We start from the raw sequence: 17,467 nt of genomic DNA on the forward strand, positions 1-17,467 counted from the left end.
GATCTCGTGGCCGACACCGTGTGGGTGCCGGTGGCCCCGTCGCTCAAAGGGTTCGCGTCGAAGGTCATCAAGGAGGCGTCCGGCGCGGCGCGCTCGTCCGGCCGTGAGTTCACTGCAGGGTTCGGCAAGGCGGGCGCGGCTGCGGGCGACGCGGCGGCCGACGGGCTGGCGGCGTCGGCCGCGCAGATCGACAAGGCCTCGAAGACCCTCGGCGATGCCCGCGCGCGAGAGGCGGACCTCGCGGGGAAGGTGGGCATCGCCGAGGCCAAGCTGAAGGACCTGCGCGAGTCCGGTTCGGCGACGAACCTGCAGCTGACCCGCGCGGAGGAGGGGCTGGCGTCGGCGCAGCGTCGCGCCGAGACGGCGTCCACGCAGACGGCCCGTGCGGCGAAGGATCTCAAGGCGGCGCGCGACGGCGGGGAAGGCACGGTGCGCACGGTCGCCCGGGCTGAGGACAACCTGTCGGCGGCGAAGGACCGTGCCGCTGATGCAGCCGGGAAGCTGACGGTCGAGGAGATGCGCCTCGACAGGCTGCGTGATGATGCGTCGACGTCCGGCGAGAAGCTCGCCCGGGCCGAGGCTGCGGTGCGTAAGGCCCGCGCCGAGGTCGAGTCCACTACTGAGCAGGTGACGGCGAAGGAGAAGCTGCACGAGGCGGCGGTGCGGGACGCTGCGGACGCGGCCGCCGATTCGGGCCGTGAGTCACGGCAGGGAGCCGAAGGGCTCGAGACATACGGGGACAAGGCTTCCGGCGCGGTATCGCAGATCAAGGACTTCGTAGGGGCCGCGGCCGGTATCGGCGCGGCGGTGGCCGTGGGGATGGAGGCGATCAACCAGGCGCAGCTCACGGACACCCTGGCAGCGTCGCTGGGTGCGACGCCGGACAAGGCCGCCGAGTACGGGCGCCTGGCCGGTGACCTGTACTCGCGCGGGTTGGGTGAGTCGATGGAGTCTGTGACGCAGGCGGTCGGCGTCGTCGCGTCGAGCTTCGAGGGGCTCGGCGGCGCGGAGCTCGACGCGGCCACGCAGAACGCGCTGAACTTCTCGAAGGTCTTCCAGGTGGACGTGCCGCAGGCGGTGCAGACCGCGTCGCAGCTGGTGACGAACGGGCTTGCCGCGGACACGACGCAGGCGTTCGATCTGATGACGACCGCGTTCCAGCGGGTGCCGGCGGCGATGCGGGAGGAGCTGCCGGAGATCCTCAACGAGTACGGCACGAACTTCCGGGCGCTGGGCTTCTCTGGCGAGCAGGCGTTCGGGCTTCTCGTCTCCGCGGCCGATCAGGGCAAGTGGGCGCTCGATAAGACCGGTGACGCGCTCAAGGAGTTCACGATCCGCGGCTCCGATATGTCGAAGGCTTCGACGAGTGCGTTCGAGGCAGTCGGCTTGAATGCTGAGCAGATGGCGGCGAAGATCGCCGGCGGCGGTGAGGGTGCGCGCGAGGCGCTGCAGCAGACTGCGCAGGCGCTGCTGCAGATGGAGAATCCGGCGGACCGGGCGAACGCGGCGATCGCCTTGTTCGGCACTCCGCTCGAAGATCTGTCTGTGGACCAGATTCCTCAGTTCCTGCAGGCCATCTCTGACGGGTCGGGCGGGATGGCGGGGTTCGCCGGATCGGCCCAGCAGATGGGCGACACGCTTAATGGCAATGCGGGGAACGCGCTCGAGTCGCTGAAGCGGACGGTGCAGCAGGGGCTCGTGCAGGCGCTGACCGATATGGCCTCGTGGATGCAGCGCAACGCCGACCTGCTCAAGACCGTCGCGCTGGTGGCGGCCCCGCTGGTAGCGGCGTTCGCGGCATACCGGCTCGCGGTTACGGGGATCACGATCGCGACGACGGCGTGGAACACGATCCAGATGCTGCTCAACCGGACGATGACTATGAACCCGGTGGGGCTGATCGTCGCTGCCCTCGCAGGGCTGGTGACTGCCCTAGTGCTGGCCTACCAGCATTCGGAGACGTTCCGGAACATCGTGCAGGCCGCGTGGAACGGGATCAAGACGGCCGTGTCGTGGGCGTGGAACTCGGTGATCAAGCCCGTGTTCACTGCCCTGTGGGGGTGGATCACCGGGACGCTGATGCCGGTGGTGACCGCGCTGTGGCGGAACGTGATCCAGCCGGCGTTCGCGGGGATCGGCAACGTCATCTCGTGGGCGTGGAACAACATCATCATGCCGGTGTTCAACGCCTACAAGTTCTACATCACCGAGATCATCGTGCCCGCGGTGATGTTCCTGTGGAACAACGTGATCAAGCCTGCGTTCGCGGGGATCGGCAACATCATCTCGTTCGCGTGGAACAGCGTGATCATGCCGGTGTTCAACTTCCTCAAGTCCGGGGTACAGGCGGTCGGCGACATCGCGATGTGGCTGTGGAATAACGCGATCAAGCCCGCGTGGGATGGGATCTCCGGCGCGATCGACTTCGCCTGGAACAACGTGATCAAGCCCGCCTTCGACTTCATCAAGGACGGATTCTCCGGAGTCGGCGACACATTCTCCGCGGTCGGCGACACGATCTCCGGAATCTGGCAGGGCATCGTGCACGCCGTCGCCGTGGCGGTGAAGGCCATCGGGTCGATCCTGCAGAAGATCAACATCCCCGACTGGGTGCCCGGCCTCGGCGGCAAGGGACTCGGCGGGCTCGGCGACAGCCTCGTCTCGTGGGCCGACGCGCACATGGCCGACGGAGGACTGTTCCGCGGCCGCGGCGGGCCCCGAGATGACGCGAACCTGGTGGCCCTGTCGGACCGCGAGTTCGTTGTCAACGCGCGGGCGACCGCAGCGAACCTGCCGCTGCTGCAGGCCGTGAACGCCGGGTGGGTTCCGCCCGCGTCGCTGTTGCACGAGATGGTGCCGGGCTTCGCTGACGGCGGTCTCGTCTCCAAGCAGGAGCTGGCCCTGTTCGCCCAGGGAGTCGAGGGCCAGCCGTACGTGTGGGGAGGCGTCCACTGGGGCGACTGCTCCGGCGCGGTGTCGGCACTCGCCCGGTACGCGGTGGGCATGGACCCGTGGGGTGGCCGGTTCGCCACCGGCAACGAGGAGTCCGCGCTGGCGTCGATGGGCTTCCAGCCGGGCCTCGGCCCAGCCGGGTCGCTGAACATCGGCTGGTACAACGGCGGCCCCTACGGCGGGCACACGGCGGCGACCCTGCCGAACGGCGTGAACTTCGAGATGGGCGGCGCCCGCGGGGACGGCCAGTACGGCGGGAACGCGGTGGGCGCGGCGTGGGGACAGTTCACCGACCACGCGCATCTGCCGCCGGAGTTCTTCCTCGGCGGTGACCCGAAGTCGGTGCCGATGACAGATGCCTCGCAGATGGGCGGGCTGCTTGCCCCGTCGGGTGGCCTGGGCACGATGGCTTCCGGCGGCGGGGGTACCTCGTCGGGCGTCTCTTCAGCCGGCGGCGGGAGCGGCGCATCGGCCGGCGGCGGATCCGGCGTGGGCGCCGCGTCGGCGGCCGGTGATGCGGTGCGCGTGTTCGTGACGAACTGGCCTTCCGGCGGGTTCGAGGACACGACGCCGACCGGACCGGGCGTGCCGCCGCCCGACGGTACGGCAGCGCCTGCTGGGGGCGCTGTCGGTGGGGCGTCGGCGACGGCGGCCGGGGACCGGTTGGCGACGCCGTTGGAGATCGGCGCCCAGATCGGGGCGGATGCGCTCGCCGAGATGGGAAACGACGTCACCGGGCGCATCGGCCTGTCGAACATGTTCTCGTCGCCGCAGCTGGTGAACGAGCAGGCCCGGGTGTCGCCCGGCCAGCAGACGCAGGCCGGGAATGCGCCGGTGACGGTGAACGCGGAGATCGTCGTCAACGGTGTGCGTGACGCGGAGGATGCGGCGAACAAGACGGTCGAGGCGCTCGGTGAGCGACTGTCCGTAGTGATGGGGAGGGCCGGCCGGTGAGCCGTGTGGTGCAAATGATCCGCCGCAACGCGGACGGGATCGACGAGCTGGTGCTCGATGTGGCCGGCCCGGAGATGGGCGCCCAGGGCGTGCTGCTCGGCAAGGGATCGCTCAAGGCGATGTATCACGCGCCGCGCACGACGCCGCAGCAGGTGCTCGCGTCGCTGCCCGGGGCGATCCCGTCACGCGACCGCGTCGAGACCCGCGTGTTCACACTGATCGTCCGCACCGAGGCGCACGGCGGGGATTCGTGGGAGGACGTCGATTCGCTGCTGTGGTCGGTGGCCCGGCCGGGCGTGTACTGGATCATCCGTGTCGAGTCCGACGATGGGGGCGAGGCGCGGGAGATCACGGTGCGTCGCACGGGCACGCCGAAGCTGACAGCGCCGGACGGGACGGATCCCGCGCGCGCGGGGTATGCGGTGTGGGAGATCGAGGTGACGGCGTTCGACCCGTGGTGGTACGGGCCGCCGGTCGTTGACGAGTTCGTGAACCCGTCGTCGGGCACGCATTCGGAGACGCTGGTCCTGCCGAACACGGGGGACCATGATGCGTGGCTGCGCTGGATCATCCGCGAGTCGGAAGCGGCGCAGACATGGACGATCCCGGACGGTCTCGGCGTCTACCCGGAAGGGCACGCGAAGGCAGGCCAGCGGATCATGCACACGCTGCCCGAGCTTGCGGCTGGCAAGCACGGCATGGTGGACACGTCGCCGCAGCGGATCCCGCTGTCGGTGCTCGACGAGCCGATGGCGTTCGGCAAGCTGCGGCAAACCAGGTGGACGCACGCGATCCCGCCGAGTCGCGGCGGAGAGGGACCCTTCGAGTTCCCGGTGACGGTGACCGGGTCGGCGACCGCGGGCATCCGGGTCAAGCTGACACCCCGCTATGAGCGGCCGTACGGGAGGACGCTGTGACCGCGCCCGCGGCGCTGGCCGGGTTCGACGAGGTCGAGGCCTACCACGACGCATGGTGGGACGAGATCGTCGCGCAGGCGCAGGCCCCGGCCGAGGTCGACATCTACGACAAGGACTGGCGGTTCCTCTCGACCGTTGATGATGCGATCTCCGGCGACTTCACCGACCTGTACAACGACGCCGGCGAGGGCAAGCTCGCCCAGCTTGCGGCGAACCCGGTGGCACAGTGGATCTCGGAGAACGTCACCGAAGCCGAGGACCTGCACGTCCGGGTGACGCAGTCGCACACCGAGTGGGCGGGCAAGGCGCAGACCATCGAGGAGTCGATGGACTCGGACGGCTTCGAGTCGATGAACATCAGCTTCCTTCACGACTTGCAGCACGCGAAGAAGATCTACTGCTACCCGAACCCGTTCTTCCTGCTGCAGGTGCAGTGGCCGAAGATCTACCCCTACTTCGGGCCGTCCGTCACCGGTGTGAAGACGCTGCTGCACCTGAACTTGCTGCGCCGGTACCAGCCGTTCTGGCGGTTGCCCGCGGACATCTTCTCCAAAACGGCGTGGGCGCAGGACTTCGAGGCGGCGAACTGGCCGCACATCGTCAACCCTCGTGGCACCGGACTGTTCAACGACACGTCGATGCACTGCATCATCGCCACCCGGATGGGCAACTTCTACGACGTCGTCAAGGCCATCCTCGAGGACGCGGGCCTGCAGCTGACCGCGACCCGCTGGTTGCCCGGGGACGAGCAGCCGTTCCCCGAGTACGCGACGATCACGATGCCGACTCTCATCTGGGACGTCGTCGACAAGGGAGGGGTGCGCGGTAAGACGGGCACGCTGCTCGACGGGTTCATGCCGTTTGTTCGGTCGATCCTCGGCGACAACATTCAGGAGACGAAGACCCCGGTCCCGTACGAAGAGCCGAAGGAGTACTCCGAGGACAAGTGGGGGACGGTCAAGGAGGTGCCGGCCGTCGTCTGGTACGCCGCCCAGCGGTACACCACGGCCACGGGGACCGGCCAGTCCGGGATCGTGAAGTGGCGCAAGACCCAGCACAAGGCGATCGCGTCGGCGATCCTCACCGGCGGCAAGTCGCCGGGCTGGGTGAACACCGGGGTGAAGCTGATCGCGAACGCGATCCTCGGCTACATCGGCATGATCTTCCTCAACCCCGGCTTGGCGCTGGGCATCTTTGACGAGCAGATCGAGGACGTGATCCTCGCATTCGCGCGCGCGGACCTGACGAACCTGCGCGACGAAATGGGCCGCGACGCCTACGGCGAGTACTGGGAGTCGTCGGGGCAGAACGGGTTCTCCCCGTCGACGCTGGCCGCGTTCCGCACCGGGCAGATGGCCGTGCAGCCGTACACGTCGTTCCAGGTGGAGGTCGTCAACGGCCAGCCCTACTGGTACGGCATGCACGCCGTCATGGGTGACCGGGTGTCGATGGAGCTCGGAATGTCGGGGGTCCTCTACACCGACCAGATCCGCACGGCACGGCTCACCTTCGGCCCGAACGATCCGGTCGGCTGGACGCTGGCGGTCGGCAAGGACGACGACGACACCTCGCCGACGGCCCGCCTGGCCCGTGTACTGCAGGCGGTGTCGACGATCGCCCAGCAGATCGCAGTCCAATCGTGAGGAGGCCTGACCATGGATGAGCAGCAGCGGATCGAGGAGGCGAAGACGCGGGCCCGCGCCCGCGCGCGGGCGGCCGCCCGCAAATCGGCGGCCACGCCGCCGCCGAAGTTCCGGCCCCCGGACCCCGAACCGGCAGGCCCGGATCCGGGGCCCGCGCGGTACCGGTGGGTCTTCCACGCGCCGCAGGGCACCCCGCCCGGGGCGGGGGAGGAGATGGGCTTCCAGATGCCGGTCGAGCTCGCCGACCTGTACGCGCGGCACGCCGAGCGTGCCGGCCTGATCCACGTCGACGACGTCGCCGCGCTGGCAGACAAGGACGGGACGGTGGCGGTGGCGGGCCTGCCCCGCCAGGTGATCCGGCACGACCCGCCCGAGGCTGGCCCGGAGTGCTGGGTGAACCCCGGCAAGTGGGTGCCGATGAATGCGCCGCCGCCCAAGCGCGTCGAGCCCGAGCCGGTCGACGTCGAGGCACTGTCGGACGACCAGGTGAAGGCGCTGAAGGTGGAGCGCGAAGCGATCGACGAGGCGCTGCGGCGCCGCAGCGTGTGGGAGCAGAAGATGCGCGTCGCCGACGATCCGGCCGCGCACCGCGGCCACGGCAAGGAGGTGTGACAGTGAGTTTCCGGACCGCCTACGGGCACACCCATTCGGAGAACGGGTGGAGGATGTGCAACAGGGACGAGTGCGACATCGTCCGCATCCCCGAGTTGTATCTCACCGACACAGCGCCGATCCGCACGGGTGCGCCATTGACGATCCTCGGCGCCTGGCTGTACTGGTATGACCGCAACGTCGAGGAGATCGTCACGCCGATATGGGGGTGGTCCCGCGAGAACGCGGTCGCCACGTCGAACCACCTGTCCGGCACGGCCGTGGACGTGAACGCGCCCCGCTACCCGTGGGGTGCGCGCAGGATGCCGGCCGACAAGATCGCCAAGGTCCGCCAAGGTCTTGCTCTGTTCGAGGGCACAGTGTTCTGGGGCGCCGACTGGCAGCGTGCAGACGAAATGCACTACCAGATGGCCCATAGCGAAGGCGACGCGCGCAACGAGGCGTTCGCGGCCAAGCTCCGCGACGGCTACCTCGGCATCTGGGCACCCGAGCGCGGCGGCCCGCAGGGCCTGACCGCCGAGGTGCTCTCGGAGGCGATGGGCGGGGCGATCGGTGTCTCCCGGTACGCGGAGCTGCTGCCCGCGTTCACCGCGGCGATGCGCGCCGCCGACGTCACCACGGTGGAGCGGGCGGCCATGTGGTGCGCCCAGCTCGGCCACGAGTCCGGCGGGCTGCGGTGGATGCAGGAGATCTGGGGGCCCACGGTCGCCCAGCGCGGCTACGAAGGCCGCGCCGACCTCGGGAACTCGCAGCCGGGTGACGGCTACCGGTTCCACGGGCGCGGGCCGATCCAGGTGACCGGCCGGGCGAACTACACCGAGTGCTCCCGCTGGGCCTACGAGCAGGGCCTGGTGCCGACGTCGTCGTTCTTCGTGGACAACCCGCACGCGCTGGCAGACGACACGACCGGGTTCATCGGCGCGGTCTGGTACTGGGTCACCCGCGGGCTCAACGGATACGCGGACCGCCGGGATCTCGAGGGCGCGACCCGCTGCATCAACGGCGGGACCAACGGCCTCGCCGACCGCCGACGCCGCTACAACCACTGCCTCGCCCTCGGCGAAGCGCTACTACCGGAGGAGGACCACATGACAGCACAAGACGTCGCCGAGTTGAAGACATTCATCGGCGACTTCATCACCGGCTTCGTCGGCCCGATGGGCTCGGACACCAAGGACGTGCGCGCCCAGCTCACCGGATCGCGCGATCTCGTCTACACGACAGATGAGCACGGGAACCGGGTCGTCGACGTCGCCGCGTCGTGGCCGGGCTGGCGGCAGCTCGGCGGCCGCACCCTCGTCGATGCCATCGCGGTGATCGGCGTGGAGCTCGGCATCGACGGCTTCGAGCTGCCGCCCGGCGAGAACCCCGACGACTCCGCCGACGAGTAGCCGAGCCGGCCACAACTTCATACGCACCCGAACCCGACCCCCGCTGTAGTGCCCGCGGGGGTCTTCGCATACCCGCAGGAGGACGCAATGTGGACCATCAACTTCTGGAAAGACACCGGCGAGCGCGCGGTGAAGACCGCCGTGCAGGCGCTGCTCGCCCTGCTCGCCGTGGGAACGACGGTCCTCGACCTCGACTGGGGTAACGCGGCCGCCGTCGTCGGCACGGCGGCACTCGTCTCCGTGCTGACCTCGCTCGTCTCGTCGGGCATCGGTGACCACGATTCGCCGTCGCTGCTGCCCGCGCGCGGCCGCCAGCGCGGGGAGTGACGGTGGGGTCGGTTCCCGCGTCCGTCGACCCTGTGCTGTGGGCGATCATCGCCGTCGCAGGCGTGGTGGTCACGCCGATCACGATTGCCCTGATCCGCCTGTACCGCGATACGCGGGAGGTCAAGGACCAGGTGTCCAACGCGCATTCGACAAATCTGCGTGAGGAGCAGGACGCGAGGCACGGGGAGATCCTCGACCGTATGTCGTCGCAGGATCGGGTCCTCGGCGAGCTCGAGCGGCGCACGGCGCGGATCGGCGGCGAGGTGCGCGAGGACCGGGAGACATTCGCCCGGCTGCGCTCCGAGGACCGCTCGGAGTTTCAGCGGGTCCGTGACGCGGACCGGTCCGAGTTCCTGCGGCTGCGCGCGGAGACGCATGCCGCGATCCGCCGGGCGGACGCGTCGATCGCGAAGCACCATCCGGAGGACACGCTGTGACTACGCCCAGTGGGGAGCAGCCGGAAGACTTCCGCGGCTACGACCAGATCTCGGGGCTGCAGGACGAGCAGGCGCCAGGCGCGTCGCTGCTCGACCCGGCCGAGCAGGCGCGGCAGAACTTCTTTGGGAACATCCTCGGCGGGTTCCTCTCGGTCGCCGCCGCGATTGGGAACATGGTCGGCGACTTCATCGCCGGAGTCGGTGACCTGTTCGAGGGCGTCCTCGATCTGATCGTGGGCACCGTCGACAACACGTACATCGCCCAGCTGCCGGTCGTGTCGAATCACACCTCGGAGCTGATCGAGGTGCGGGCAACGATCGAGCGGCTGATCCTGCAGGGCGACGCCACCGTGTACACCGGGTCCGGCACTCACCACATCTCCGATGGTGTGTCATCGGTGTACCTGATCGCCATCGGTGGTGGGGGCGGCGGCGCGGGCGGCAAGTGGAACCTGAACTACAACCTCATCTACCCCGGCGCCGGTGGTGGCGGGGGCGGCGAGATCCACGTGAGCATCCCAGTCGCTCTGGTGCCGGACCGGATCCTGAACATTGAGCTCTACACCGGCGGATACGGCGGATCCTACGACGGTAATCCGGGGGCCGGCGGCGGTGACGCTCGCGTGTCGACGACGTCGGGCGACGTCCTCGTCGCGGGCGGCGGCGACGGCGGGTTCGGCGGCGATCAGGCGCGGTACGCGCGGCCGAACTCGGGTGGGTCCGGAATGATTCGCGGCGGGCACGGCGGCCACGGAGCCTATCCGGGCGACCAGCTCGACGGCCAGGACGGCGGCGACTCGGTGATGCAGCAGGAGCTGCACGGCGGGGGCGGTGGCGGAGGCGGCGGAGGCTCCGGCAGCACTGTCGCCGGCTCCGGCGGCCAGGGCGGCATCGCCCGCGGCGGCCAGCGCGGGCAGTCGGGTGCGGATCCGGCGGGCATCACAGCGACCGGCGGTGGCGGCGGGTCAGGCAGCACCGACGTGTACGACCGCCCGGATGGCGGCTACCCGGGGGGCGGCGGTGGTGGTGGATACGCGGATGGCTCACGCGCTCGCTACGGAGGTACTGGCGCAGGTCCATGCGTGTTCGTGGTCGAGCAGATATGACGGCGCCGACTCTCGCCTATCACTCGGTGGTGGACGTGTTCACCGCGGACGGCACTTGGTACAAGCCGGTGGGTTTGGCGTACGCGATCGTCGTGCTCACCGGCGGTGGTGGCGGCGGCGGCTGGGCGACCAGCGGCATCGCGGGCATCGAGGTCGGAGGCGGCGGGGGCGGCGCCCTCAGATCGAAGCCGATCCCCGCCTCACTGCTCCCCGACGCCGTGCAGATCGTGGTCGGCGCAGGCGGGGTCTACCGGCAGTCTGACGGCGGCGATTCCTGGTTCGGCGCCGACTACCGGGCGCCGGGCGGGCAGTGCGGGGAGGACCACCCGCTGGGCGGCATGGGCGGCGTGTCTCCGCTGCGCGGCGGGCAGGGCGGCGCGGGCAGCGGCGCGTGGGGCGAGGCCGTCACGGCCCTGCCTGCGCAGCTGCTGTGCGGCGGCGGAGGAGGTGCTGGCGTGGGCGATGCGTGGGGCGGCCAGTCGGGCATGAACCTGCGGTCCGACGGGACGACCACGACGAACGCGCCGCTGCTGTGGCCGGGGGTGCACCAGGCCGGGCATGGCGGCGCGCCGCGCAGCGGGGGGGCCGGCCAGCAGTTTCCGCAGTGGCCGGCCGGGGGAGGGGGCGCCCGTCAGGACGGGGCGGCCGGGTCGGTCGCGATCATCCAGGTCGTTTCAAACATCACTGACATCACATAGGAGGCCATGGTGGTACCGACCGCGCATCTGATCGACGATGACGTGCCCGGATTCGCCGGGGAAGCGAAGAAGTACCGGCTCTCCGAGCCGATCCGCCACGTCGAGGGCGGCCGCGAGCAGGCCGAGCACGAGGTGATCGTGTTCATCTCGACCAAGTTCAACAACCCGGAGACCGTGGTGACCACGGCCCGGAGGGGTGCGTCGATCCGCCGGCTGCCCGGCTCGATCCAGGGGTTCACGAACCACGAGTACAGCCTCTTCGTGGCGGGCTACGCGCTGGGCGCACCGGACCTCGCCGCACCTGCGGAGGCCGGCGGCGCGCCGGGCACGGCCGACGGCGAGGCGGGCTGATGATCAACATCGGCATCGGGCCGGACAGCGGCATCGTCCACCTGTCCAAGGGGGCCGGGCTTTCCTGGGTCTTCCGCTGGGAGCAGGAGCAGCCCACCGACCCCACTGAGTTCCCGGCCGGGGCCACGCTCGAGCTGATCATCGGCGCGGCCACGTTCCCGTTCCTCATCGACGGCGACACCGCGACGATCAGCATCGAGCCCACCGTGACCGACGCGATCGAGAACAACACCGGCGGGATTCTGCGGTTCACCGAGTCCGGCGAGCTGCCTGAGAATCTGGGCATCCTCAAGGTCAAGCGGCACGACCCGCAAACCCGGAGGTTCTGATGGCGCGCCTGGTCGGTTACACGGATTCGGCGGCGGGCCTGTCCGGGCTGGGGTCGTCCATCACGATCAGCGGCGGCACGACCGTGCCGGTGGTCGGATCCTGGCATCGGCCCGGCGGAACGCTGGTGCCGGTCGCGGGTCGCGATGGCACGTCCATCGAGGTGCGCGGCACGGTGGACACGTGGGCGGACCTGCCTGCGGGCCTCGGCGCCGCGGACGAGGGCGCGTTGTACATCGTCCGCGCGGACGGCCTGGGCTACGTGTGGGGTGGAGACGCGTGGCCACCGGACGGGGAGGGCATCCAGATCCGCGGGCCGAAGGGCGACACGGGCCGGGGCATCACGACGGTGCAGACCGCGCCCGGCGGGTTCCTGGTCGCCTATTCGGATGCGACGTCGCAGACGGTGCCGGTGCCCGCGGTGCAGGCGGCCGAGGATGATGCGGCCGCGGCGGCGGCGAGCGCGGCCGCGGCGCATGATGCGGAAGTGGCGGCCGCGGGGTCGGCGGCCGCGGCGGATGCGGATGCGGCGCAGACCGGACTCGACCGGCAGGCCACCGGCGCCGACGCCACGGCGACCGCGGCCGACCGGACGCAGACTGGCCTCGACGCGCAGGCCACCGGCGCCGATGCTGCGGCGACCGCGGCCGACCGTGTCCAGACCGGCCTGGACGCGCAGGCCACCGCGGCCGACCGGACACAGACTGGGCTGGACGCCACGGCAACGGCTGCGGATCGGGCCGCGACAGGCCAGGACGCGGCGGCAGCGGACGGGTCGGCGACGTCGGCCGCCCAGTCGGCGGCGGATGCGGATGCGGACGCCACGGCCACCGCGGCAGACCGTGTCCAGACCGGCCAGGACGCGCAGGCCACGGCCGCAGATCGAGTCGCCGCGGGCCAGGCGGCAGCGGACGCGGCGGCGTCGGCACAGGCGGCGGCGGACGATGCGGCCCAGACCGCACTGGACCGGCAGGCCACCGGCGCCGATGCCACGGCGACGGCGGCGGACCGGGTCGCCACGGGCGGCGACGCCACCGCGACGGCAGCGGACCGGGTGCAGACGGGCCTCGACCGGGACGCGGCAGCAGCCTCGGCATTGTCGGCGTCGGATGATGCGGACCGGGCCGAGCAGGCGGCGGCGAACGCCGAGACGGGCGCGCCCGCCGGCGGGTGGACCCTCACGGACCTGGCGTCGCCGGTGCAGTCATCCCTCGCCGCGGCGGACACCGCCTCCCAGCCGGGGCACACGCACCTCATTTCAGATGTGACCGGGCTGCAGGGCGAGCTGGACGGCAAGAGCCCGGTCGGCCATACCCACACCACGGCGGACGTGACCGGGCTGCAGGCGGCTATTGACGACGCCGTGGCCGCCCTGGTGAACGGGGCACCGGGCGCGCTGGACACGCTGAACGAGCTCGCCGCCGCGCTCGACAACGACCCGAACTTCGCGGCCACGGTGAACGCGGAGATCGGTACGAAGGCCGACAAGACGTACGTCGACGCCGGCCTGGCGGGGAAAGCGGACACCGTGCACACGCACACGGCGTCGCAGATCAGTGACGCCTCGGCGACCGGGCGGGGTGTGTTGACGGGCACGGCGGCGCAGGCGCGGTCGTCGATCGGTGTGCCCGCGCTAGCGGATATGCAGGCGCTGGTGGAGCAGTACCGGCCAGCGGGGATCACCCATTCGGGGACGGGCCCGCCGCCGACCACGATCCCGGGCGCGAAGGTCGGCGACTGGTGGCTCGACGAGGCGACGATGGACTACTACAAGATCACGGGGATCTGACATGGCGATCACAGCGGAGAAGGTGGGCGCGTTGGGAGGGGCGACCATGTGGGCTGGCGAGGTCACCGGCTTCACGGTCCCGCAGTGGACGGCGTCGCCGATCCCGGTGCCGGCAACGACAGCGGGCGGCGAGCTGCCGCCAGGCCAGTACCGGGTGCACATGTTCACCCTCGCTACGTCGCCGATCATCGTGACGTACTTTCTGGGCCAGCAGTGCCCGTCGAAGTATTCGCAGGTCGGCATCCTGTCCACTGATGTGACGCTGACCGCGGCGACGGTGCCGCAGATGATGGCCACGAACAACGGCCAAGGAGACCGACCGTTGGAATGGGCCCTGTGCATCGCGTATCCGCTGGGAGGTACGGCATGATTGCCGCGCGCAACGACTCTCTCTCTCTCTCTCTCTCGGCCGGTCGCCGCGGGTGGTGGGCTGAATGGCCATCACAGCGCGGCTCGTCGGCAAGCTTGGCGGAGGCATGGAGCAGACGCCCGTGACGGACAGCTCTTACGGCTCCTCGTGGAAGACGATCTGCGAGGTCACAGTCCCCGATGGGGAGACGTGGGTGGTCGTCGGCGACGGCGTGCTGGATTCGGGGCGTTCGACGCGCACAGCGTACTTCCGGGTCGGGGGGTCGCTCAGCCAGGAGGCGTCCGGGTCGGCATCGGTGACTGCAGCGTCCGTGGTGACGGGCCCGGAGGCTGTGCGTGTGCAGATCTCGGGTGGCTCGTCGGTGACGACGGCATCGTTCGACGGCACGGTGTATGCGGCGAAGGTGAGCTGACTGGTGCGGCGGTGGTCGCATGATCACCGCGCGGCTGGTGGGAAGGCTGGGCGGAGGCATGGAGCAGACGCCCCTGGTGGGCGGCCCCTATGCGGGGACCGTCACGCTCCACACGGTGACTGTGCCCGCCGGTGAGACCTGGGTGTGTGCGATCACGGGCGCCGCGTCGGGCGACCCGTCGTATCGCTCGTACCGGATCACGTTCGGCGGAAAGGACTTGTCTACCTCGTCGGGCGTGCACACCTACCGGTACGCTGTCGTCCTCGCAGGGGGGACGACTACCACCCTGGAGAAATCCGGGAGCGCGGACGTGACGGTCGATCTGGTGGTGCACACGGCCACGCTCGACGTGTGACAGGCCCGGTTCCTGTTCCCGCCCAACGGAAGGCGTGCCAAACAAGGGCGCGTGCCCCGTTTTAGGGTGTGGGTGCGCCGCTCCACCCCTCCCAGGAGAGCGGCGTATCCCTGGCCCCCGATGCCGGGACCGGCCCCGCCTGAGGCGTTCCAACCACCGGGCGGGGCCGGAGCATGCCGGGGCGCCGCGCTCCTGCTGGTTGGCGGACCGGCCGGGCGCGGCGCCCCGATTTACCACTGGGCTCGGCCGTAGTGGTCGGCCTACGATCAGGGGTAGCTGGACATTGCGTGATCGGCAGTGCCGGCCGACCGGCCCCGCGCCCGGGATCCCAGAGCCCCGCGCTCGGGGCCGCGTCGTGCGCGCGCAGCGGCGGCGGGTGTTGCATCGGGCGCAAGAGGAAGGCGCGGGTTGCCGTATTCCTGCCGCTGATGGAACACGGTCGGGGTAGAGTCCGCGCTGGTCGCAGCTCAGAGGGGCGGCGGCCACCCCGGCCCCCGCGCGTGGACGACGCACGGGGGCCGGCCGCCGTGCCTCAGTAGATCGGTACGCTCTGCCGCTTCTGCAGCTCGACCCACCCTTCGGGCGGCCACACCTCGCCGGGCAGGTACGGACTCAGCGCCCAGCGCTCGGGTCGGCCGCAGCATGGACAGTGCGGGAAGACGCCGTGCGCGGGAGCCTGCACGAAGACGTACTTGCCGTGGCGGCTCATCCAGAGCCCGCCCCGGGGGAGCGGATCGCCGGTGCGCCTATACCGTCCGCTGGTCTTCACATCATTCGGAGCCATCAGCTCTCCGCCTTCCACTCGTCTGACCGGCGGTTTGCCGATCGCACGCGACGGTAGACAGACGGGGTGCAGGACCAAGCCCGCATCATGTTGTGCACCACACGACAGAAGTGGGCAGCCTCCTCCGCGCGCCGCTGAGGGTGCGCTACTCTGTGGGCAGTGACCCGAAATACACAGAGCCAAGCGGATGTCAAGCATGCTTGTGGATTACTTTGTGGATAACTGGCGTTGTACCTGATGAGGGGCTACCGGAAAGGCTGAGGAGGTGCTCGATGTTGATCAAGGATGCTGCCCGGCAAGCGGCGGAGGCCGCGCTCGACACGTACTTGCCCCGGAAGTTTCCTGTGGACCCGTTCAGCATCGCCCGGGAGATGGACATCGACGTACAGTTCGCTCCTCTCGACGACGATACGTCTGGGATGATCATCTCCGAGGAGGGTAAGCGGCCGCGGATCCTGCTCGAGATCACTGACGCCCCGACCCGCCAGCGCTTCACGTGTGCGCACGAGATTGGGCACTACGTTGAGCGCACGAACCGTATTAACGCGCCTCGGAAGTTCGCGTTCGTGGACCGCAGAGTGCCTCGGCACCGTGACGCACACGAGTTCTACGCTGACGAGTTCGCAGGCAATTTACTGATGCCGGCGAACGAAGTCATACGGATGGCGGACGAAGGAGTCCACCCGATTGCGATGGCGGAACACTTCGACGTGTCGCTGCCAGCTATGCGCGTGCGGCTGAAGATCCTCGGCAAAGCTGTCGCTGCGTGACTGATGATGATGCGCGTGCGTTAGACGCATACGAGCAGTACTCCGGCCTCAGCGTTGACGCGCTCGCCGAGCCACAGAGTGAACAGCCTACCGCGACATTCGACGAGGCAAACGAGAGTGCGCGCGAAGCGCTCAAGCGTAAACGGCAAGACAACAAGCAACGCGGCCACTTCTATAGTTGGGCGACGTGGGTCGCAGTCGGCTGTATTTCCGGGAACTTCGGGATATTCGTGGCTTACATGTGTTCGCAGTGGGGGCGAATCTCCGACACGGTGATGGTGGCGTGGATCTCCGCGACGATCGTTGAGGTAATCGGCATAGTTGTGATCATCGCGAAGTACTTGTTCCATCACGACGACGAGTCATAGCCATTTACATTTGAATGCGACTCGGACCGTCGGACAGGGCCCCAGCGCCAGTGGAGTCAGCGATGCTTGGCCGGGCGAATGCGCCGCGCGCGTGTAGACCGTCCGAATGACACGGCTGTGCTTCCCGCGGTGGCTGAGCTGAGACATCTTGGACGGTCACACAGGTGCGCGCCGCCGAGTAAGGTTGGCCACGTGCGGTTGAAAACACAGCCGTTCCTGGGCATCACTACCGGCCCGTGAACGGGGGGCGGTAGCCGATGAGTCGGCCGCCGCACACGCGCACCTCGCGGCGGCGGCCATGCAGCTCGAGTCGAGGAGGAGTGCAGCTTTATGCCAGTACTTCAACCTGCTGCCCCGTGGGCAGATGCCTGCGGTTTCGTGGAGTCCATGTTGTGCGACGGCGCCGTCGATGCCGGTGTCTTCACAATCGACCGGGTGATCCTGGGCCCGACGGTCCTGCTGTCCTTGTCCGGGACGGCGGATGATCCACAGCCGGCCCGTCTCGCTGACGCGTTGGCCGGGCTGCTCGATGACCCGACCGCCGGCGGCGTCGTGGTCGACGCGACTAGCGTCGATTTCATGAACTCGCCGAGCTTGGCCACCCTGATGGATTTCTGCGGTGCTGCCCGCTACGAGCAGGTGGCGTGCGTGGTGGTGGCGTCGCGTCCGGTGGCACGGCCGTTGCGGATGATCGGCGCCGACGTGGAGCTGCGCCGCAATGTGGGCGAGGCGCTCGCCTACTGCGACGCGCAGGCCGCCATGCGGGTGTGACCGACCATGCTGGGGCATCGGGGGCGGAACCGGCGGCGCGCCGGGTGCGTCCAAGTAAGTGTCCGCATCCCCCTGCGGACGAACGGCGCGCACCCCCCTGCGCGTCGGCAACGGCCCCGGACCATTCGGTCCG

18 protein-coding genes and 2 pseudogenes are annotated in these 17,467 nt (G+C 69.6%); 19 read left to right on the top strand and 1 reads right to left on the bottom strand.

What is annotated here, in order from left to right; translation table 11 throughout:
- The first annotated feature begins 6 nt into the window (after positions 1 to 6).
- From H4F70_RS06585 to H4F70_RS06655, 16 genes and pseudogenes are all read left to right on the top strand, one after another.
- Entirely contained in the window at positions 7 to 3,906 is a 3,900-nt protein-coding gene (locus H4F70_RS06585) for a phage tail tape measure protein (RefSeq protein ID WP_182359572.1), read from the top strand.
- The gene (locus H4F70_RS06590) at positions 3,903 to 4,823 is read left to right on the top strand and encodes a hypothetical protein (RefSeq protein WP_182359573.1); all 921 of its coding nucleotides are present in this window, start codon (positions 3,903 to 3,905) and stop codon (positions 4,821 to 4,823) included. The genes H4F70_RS06585 and H4F70_RS06590 overlap by 4 nt, the downstream gene beginning before the upstream one ends.
- The gene (locus tag H4F70_RS06595) at positions 4,820 to 6,466 is read left to right on the top strand and encodes a Gp37-like protein (protein WP_182359574.1); all 1,647 of its coding nucleotides are present in this window, start codon (positions 4,820 to 4,822) and stop codon (positions 6,464 to 6,466) included. The genes H4F70_RS06590 and H4F70_RS06595 overlap by 4 nt, the downstream gene beginning before the upstream one ends.
- Positions 6,467 to 6,478: 12 nt before the next feature.
- Positions 6,479 to 7,078, top strand: coding sequence for a phage gene 29 protein family protein (locus H4F70_RS06600; protein WP_182359575.1), 600 nt, complete (start codon positions 6,479 to 6,481; stop codon positions 7,076 to 7,078).
- 2 nt (positions 7,079 to 7,080) lie between these two features.
- Positions 7,081 to 7,566 (top strand): annotated as a pseudogene (locus H4F70_RS20390) (M15 family metallopeptidase); the annotation flags it as partial.
- 132 nt (positions 7,567 to 7,698) lie between these two features.
- Positions 7,699 to 8,469, top strand: a pseudogene (locus tag H4F70_RS20395) (glycoside hydrolase family 19 protein); the annotation flags it as partial.
- 87 nt (positions 8,470 to 8,556) lie between these two features.
- Positions 8,557 to 8,796 carry a holin gene (locus H4F70_RS06610; RefSeq protein WP_182359577.1) on the top strand — a complete coding sequence of 80 codons (240 nt, stop codon included), beginning with the start codon at positions 8,557 to 8,559 and terminating at the stop codon, positions 8,794 to 8,796.
- Between the two features lie 2 nt (positions 8,797 to 8,798).
- Entirely contained in the window at positions 8,799 to 9,233 is a 435-nt protein-coding gene (locus H4F70_RS06615; RefSeq protein WP_182359578.1) for a hypothetical protein, read from the top strand.
- On the top strand, positions 9,230 to 10,339 hold the full coding sequence (locus H4F70_RS20805; protein WP_182359579.1) for a glycine-rich domain-containing protein: 1,110 nt from the start codon (positions 9,230 to 9,232) through the stop codon (positions 10,337 to 10,339). The genes H4F70_RS06615 and H4F70_RS20805 overlap by 4 nt, the downstream gene beginning before the upstream one ends.
- The gene (locus H4F70_RS06625; protein WP_182359580.1) at positions 10,336 to 11,037 is read left to right on the top strand and encodes a glycine-rich domain-containing protein; all 702 of its coding nucleotides are present in this window, start codon (positions 10,336 to 10,338) and stop codon (positions 11,035 to 11,037) included. The genes H4F70_RS20805 and H4F70_RS06625 overlap by 4 nt, the downstream gene beginning before the upstream one ends.
- 6 nt (positions 11,038 to 11,043) lie before the next feature.
- Entirely contained in the window at positions 11,044 to 11,388 is a 345-nt protein-coding gene (locus H4F70_RS06630) for a hypothetical protein (protein ID WP_182359581.1), read from the top strand.
- Positions 11,388 to 11,717, top strand: coding sequence for an LtfC-like domain-containing protein (locus tag H4F70_RS06635; protein WP_182359582.1), 330 nt, complete (start codon positions 11,388 to 11,390; stop codon positions 11,715 to 11,717). Before H4F70_RS06630 ends, H4F70_RS06635 begins: the two co-directional genes overlap by 1 nt.
- Complete coding sequence (locus tag H4F70_RS06640) at positions 11,717 to 13,504, top strand: phage tail fiber repeat family protein (RefSeq protein ID WP_182359583.1); 1,788 nt, start codon at positions 11,717 to 11,719, stop codon at positions 13,502 to 13,504. The genes H4F70_RS06635 and H4F70_RS06640 overlap by 1 nt, the downstream gene beginning before the upstream one ends.
- A gap of 1 nt (position 13,505) precedes the next feature.
- Positions 13,506 to 13,874, top strand: coding sequence for a hypothetical protein (locus H4F70_RS06645; RefSeq protein ID WP_182359584.1), 369 nt, complete (start codon positions 13,506 to 13,508; stop codon positions 13,872 to 13,874).
- A gap of 64 nt (positions 13,875 to 13,938) precedes the next feature.
- Complete coding sequence (locus H4F70_RS06650) at positions 13,939 to 14,286, top strand: hypothetical protein (RefSeq protein ID WP_182359585.1); 348 nt, start codon at positions 13,939 to 13,941, stop codon at positions 14,284 to 14,286.
- A 19-nt stretch (positions 14,287 to 14,305) separates the two neighbouring features.
- The gene (locus H4F70_RS06655; protein WP_182359586.1) at positions 14,306 to 14,641 is read left to right on the top strand and encodes a hypothetical protein; all 336 of its coding nucleotides are present in this window, start codon (positions 14,306 to 14,308) and stop codon (positions 14,639 to 14,641) included.
- Positions 14,642 to 15,173: 532 nt separating this feature from the next.
- On the opposite strand, the gene H4F70_RS06660 is transcribed toward H4F70_RS06655, so the two are convergent.
- Positions 15,174 to 15,350 (bottom strand): hypothetical protein, encoded by a 177-nt coding sequence (locus H4F70_RS06660; RefSeq protein WP_182359587.1) that lies wholly within the window; start codon positions 15,348 to 15,350, stop codon positions 15,174 to 15,176.
- Between the two features lie 347 nt (positions 15,351 to 15,697).
- On the opposite strand from H4F70_RS06660, the gene H4F70_RS06665 reads away from it, so the two are divergent.
- From H4F70_RS06665 to H4F70_RS06675, 3 genes are all read left to right on the top strand, one after another.
- Positions 15,698 to 16,195, top strand: a complete 498-nt coding sequence (locus H4F70_RS06665) for an ImmA/IrrE family metallo-endopeptidase (protein ID WP_182359588.1) — start codon at positions 15,698 to 15,700, stop codon at positions 16,193 to 16,195.
- The gene (locus tag H4F70_RS06670; RefSeq protein WP_182359589.1) at positions 16,192 to 16,563 is read left to right on the top strand and encodes a hypothetical protein; all 372 of its coding nucleotides are present in this window, start codon (positions 16,192 to 16,194) and stop codon (positions 16,561 to 16,563) included. The genes H4F70_RS06665 and H4F70_RS06670 overlap by 4 nt, the downstream gene beginning before the upstream one ends.
- A 435-nt stretch (positions 16,564 to 16,998) precedes the next feature.
- A complete protein-coding gene (locus H4F70_RS06675; protein ID WP_182359590.1) occupies positions 16,999 to 17,334 on the top strand; it encodes an STAS domain-containing protein in 336 nt (111 codons plus the stop codon).
- The last annotated feature ends 133 nt before the right edge of the window (positions 17,335 to 17,467 follow it).

Source organism: Tomitella gaofuii, assembly GCF_014126825.1.
GTDB classification, from domain to species: domain Bacteria; phylum Actinomycetota; class Actinomycetes; order Mycobacteriales; family Mycobacteriaceae; genus Tomitella; species Tomitella gaofuii.

Excerpts from the sequence above, each read along its gene's own strand:
- H4F70_RS06630 (WP_182359581.1), top strand. The coding sequence starts at position 11,044 with ATGGTGGTACCGACCGCGCATCTGATCGACGATGACGTGCCCGGATTC.
- H4F70_RS06640 (WP_182359583.1), top strand. The coding sequence starts at position 11,717 with ATGGCGCGCCTGGTCGGTTACACGGATTCGGCGGCGGGCCTGTCCGGG.
- H4F70_RS06635 (WP_182359582.1), top strand. The coding sequence starts at position 11,388 with ATGATCAACATCGGCATCGGGCCGGACAGCGGCATCGTCCACCTGTCC.
- H4F70_RS06600 (WP_182359575.1), top strand. The coding sequence starts at position 6,479 with ATGGATGAGCAGCAGCGGATCGAGGAGGCGAAGACGCGGGCCCGCGCC.
- H4F70_RS06645 (WP_182359584.1), top strand. The coding sequence starts at position 13,506 with ATGGCGATCACAGCGGAGAAGGTGGGCGCGTTGGGAGGGGCGACCATG.
- H4F70_RS06625 (WP_182359580.1), top strand. The coding sequence starts at position 10,336 with ATGACGGCGCCGACTCTCGCCTATCACTCGGTGGTGGACGTGTTCACC.
- H4F70_RS06655 (WP_182359586.1), top strand. The coding sequence starts at position 14,306 with ATGATCACCGCGCGGCTGGTGGGAAGGCTGGGCGGAGGCATGGAGCAG.
- H4F70_RS06665 (WP_182359588.1), top strand. The coding sequence starts at position 15,698 with ATGTTGATCAAGGATGCTGCCCGGCAAGCGGCGGAGGCCGCGCTCGAC.
- H4F70_RS06660 (WP_182359587.1), bottom strand. The coding sequence starts at position 15,350 with ATGAGCCGCCACGGCAAGTACGTCTTCGTGCAGGCTCCCGCGCACGGC.
- H4F70_RS06650 (WP_182359585.1), top strand. The coding sequence starts at position 13,939 with ATGGCCATCACAGCGCGGCTCGTCGGCAAGCTTGGCGGAGGCATGGAG.
- H4F70_RS06610 (WP_182359577.1), top strand. The coding sequence starts at position 8,557 with ATGTGGACCATCAACTTCTGGAAAGACACCGGCGAGCGCGCGGTGAAG.